This window comes from Rubrivirga sp. (assembly GCF_049648075.1).
Classification (GTDB): Bacteria; Bacteroidota; Rhodothermia; order Rhodothermales; family Rubricoccaceae; genus Rubrivirga.
Genome location: NZ_JBARYR010000761.1, coordinates 1 through 2,941 on the forward strand (window position 1 = coordinate 1; position 2,941 = coordinate 2,941).

At 67.4% G+C, this 2,941-nt stretch carries 2 protein-coding genes and 1 pseudogene; all 3 read right to left on the reverse strand.

The window, feature by feature from the left end; translation table 11 throughout:
- Positions 1-1,006 (reverse strand): annotated as a pseudogene (locus WBA11_RS20125) (hypothetical protein); the annotation flags it as partial.
- 131 nt (positions 1,007-1,137) lie between these two features.
- Entirely contained in the window at positions 1,138-1,848 is a 711-nt protein-coding gene (locus WBA11_RS20130) for a succinate dehydrogenase iron-sulfur subunit (RefSeq protein ID WP_424522417.1), read from the reverse strand.
- Positions 1,849-2,039: 191 nt separating this feature from the next.
- Positions 2,040-2,941: FAD-binding protein (locus tag WBA11_RS20135; RefSeq protein ID WP_424522416.1), on the reverse strand; the 902-nt coding region annotated here is incomplete at its 5' end.

The following is a 2,941-nucleotide window of genomic DNA, read 5'->3' on the forward strand; positions in this document are numbered from 1 at the left end:
CTTTGGGTGCCCGCCTCCCTACAGCGGCTCCGCTCAGGATGTCGATGCCGAGCGCTGGCGGGCGGTCGCCGTACCCGTCGCGCCCGTCGTCGACGTCGTCCCCGTTGTAGAAGAAGACCATCGACCGTGTCGAGTCCGAGCCGACGTAGTCGTCGTTGAACTCGCCCAAGTCGCCGTCGATGAACATCCCTGCGTACACGTCCTCGAGGACGTCGGCGCTCCGGTTGACGATCTCGTAGCGGTAGAACGTCGACGTCAGCAGGTCTTCGGCCTCGAGGTCGCCCAGCGTCCACGCCGTCACCCGGACCTCGACGCCGAGTGGATCGGTCTCGGACCACTCGTGCTCGCCGCCGGCGTCGTTCATGACCCACCACATCGTCTGCCGGCCGAACACCACCGGCCGCTTGCCGCCCTCGAGGTCGAGCGCTCGCGTGCCGTAGCCGGCGTCCTCGAGGTCGAGCGAGATCGTCGGTTCGCCCGCGGTTTGGCGGTTGTTGCGGTCGAGGTCACGGTAGAACGGCGCTCCGAAGGCGACGGGCCAGTCCTCGAGATCGGCGGTCGCAACGCCCGTCTCGGCGTAGGCGTTGAGGTCGGAGGTGGTCACGGTCCAGATCCGGTCGAACGCGGCGCACGTCTCGGCCGTCGTCTCGCCGTCGGCGTCGAGCGGACCGGGCCAGAACTCCCACGGTCCGTAGGTCGAGCCGGCGAACCGGAGCGAGTCGTCGACCAACCCGCCGATCCAGAGCCCGGCCGCGAACACGGCGTTCTTGCCCGAGCGGGCGGGGACCTCGTAGCGGGCGCCGGTTCCGCGCCAGAAGAGCCCGCCGATGTTGTAGAGCCGCGCGCGGACGCCGCCGATGGTGAAGTCGGCCTCGGCCGTGCCGACGGCGCAGTCGGTCGCCCTCGAGGACGCCTGCGGAGCCGAGACCGTCTTCTGGGCGGACGCCGGGCCGACCACCAGCGCAGCGAGGAGGACCAAGAGCAAGCGTCCTGTAGATCGATTCATGCGTCCCAATCAACCCTCCGCGCCTTCGAGGGTGGGGGCAGTTCCAAACGCCCCAACGAAAAGCGCCCCGCCGGGAGTCCCAGCGGGGCGCGAGTTCTGATGTCGAAGACGGAGTCTCGTCCTCGAGGACGCTAGTAGCGCGTCGTCACGGCCTTGCGCTTGAGCGCCGAGAGCCACCGTGTGATGTCGATGCCCTTGGGGCACGCCTGGACGCAGTTGAAGATGGTGTAGCACTTCCACAGCCCGTCCTTCGAGTCCACGACCTTGAGGCGTTCTTCGGCCTCCGTGTCGCGGCTGTCGAACACGTAGCGGTAGGCCTTGAGCATGGCCGCGGGCCCCAGATAGTCCGGGTCGGCCCAGGTGCTCGGGCACGAGTGCGTGCACGCGCCGCACATGATGCACTTGGTCGCGTCCTCGATGACGGCGTGCTGCTCCGGGCTCTGGACGCGTTCCTTGACCGGGGTCGAGTCGTCGTTGATGAGCCAGGGCATGACCGCCCGGTACTTGTCGAAAAAGCGCGACTGGTCGATGACCAGGTCTTTGATGATCGGCGCCGCAGGGAGCGGCTCGAACGTGACGGTGTCGCCGTCCTTCAAGCCCAGGTCTTGGACCAGGATCGAGCAGGCGAGTTGGTTCTCGCCGTTGATCTTCATCGCGTCGGACCCGCAGATGCCGTGCGCGCAGCTCTTGCGGAAGGTCAGCGTCCCATCGAGGTGCCACTTGACGTAGTGGAGCAGGTCGAGGGCGCGGTCCATGTTCTCGGCCGGGACCTGGAACTCGTCCCACCGGGGGCGCTCGTCGGTGTCCGGGTTGAACCGCTTGACCTTGACGGTCAGCGTCATCGTCGGCTGCTCGCCGCCGGGCCGGCGCCGCGGCTTCTTCTCGGCGTCGGCCGCGCGGTCCGCGACGGGCTCGACCACCTTGGTGGGCTCTGGGAGGGTGTCTGTTGCCATGGGTGTTGGGGATTGGGTGTTGGGGGTTGGGGCAGAATCAGGGACGAACCCCAACCCCTAATCCCCAATCCCTAGCCCCTCTAGTACTTGCGCTCCTTTGGCTGGAACTGGGTGATCACGACGTCCTTGTAGCCGATCTCCGTGCCGCCCTTCTGGTCGCTCCAGAACAGCGTGTGCTTGAGCCACTCGCCGTCCTCACGCGACGAGTAGTCCTCGCGGAGGTGCGCCCCGCGGCTCTCGGTCCGGTTCCGAGCCGACTCCGTGATCGACTCGGCGTAATCAACCATGAAGCCGACCTCGAGGGCGTCCATCAGGTCGGTGTTGAACCGCTTGCCCTTGTCGTCGCACGTGACGCTCGCGGCACGCTGGCGGAGCGTCTGCAAATCGTCCATGGCCTCCGTCAAGGTGTCGTCGGTGCGGTAGACCGAGACGTTGCGCATCATGGTCTCCTGCAGGTCCGTGCGGATCACGACCGCCTTCTCGCCCTGCGTCCTCGACAGGATGCCGTCCAACATCTCGCGCGTGGCCCGCTCCGGCTTCTCCGACATCGAGTTGTGCCGTGCGCCGGCCTGGATCTGCTTGGCCATCTCGATCCCCGTCCGGCGCCCGAAGACGACCAAGTCCAGGAGCGAGTTGGTGCCCAGGCGGTTGGCGCCGTGGACCGACACGCACGCGGCCTCGCCACACGCGAAGAAGCCCTCGACGGTGTCGGCGCGGTCGCCGCTGCGGACGACTTGCCCGTCGATGTTCGTCGGGATGCCGCCCATCGCGTAGTGGCACGTCGGGGCGACCGGGATCGGCTGCTTGACCGGGTCGATGCCGAGGTAGACGCGGCTGAACGTCGAGATCTCGGGCAGCTTGTGCTCCAAGACCTCCGAGCCGACGCCGGTCATGTCGAGGACGACGTGGTCCTTGCCGTTGACGCCGCGGCCCTCGCGGATCTCCTTGTAGATGCACTGCGAGACCATGTCGCGCGGCGCCA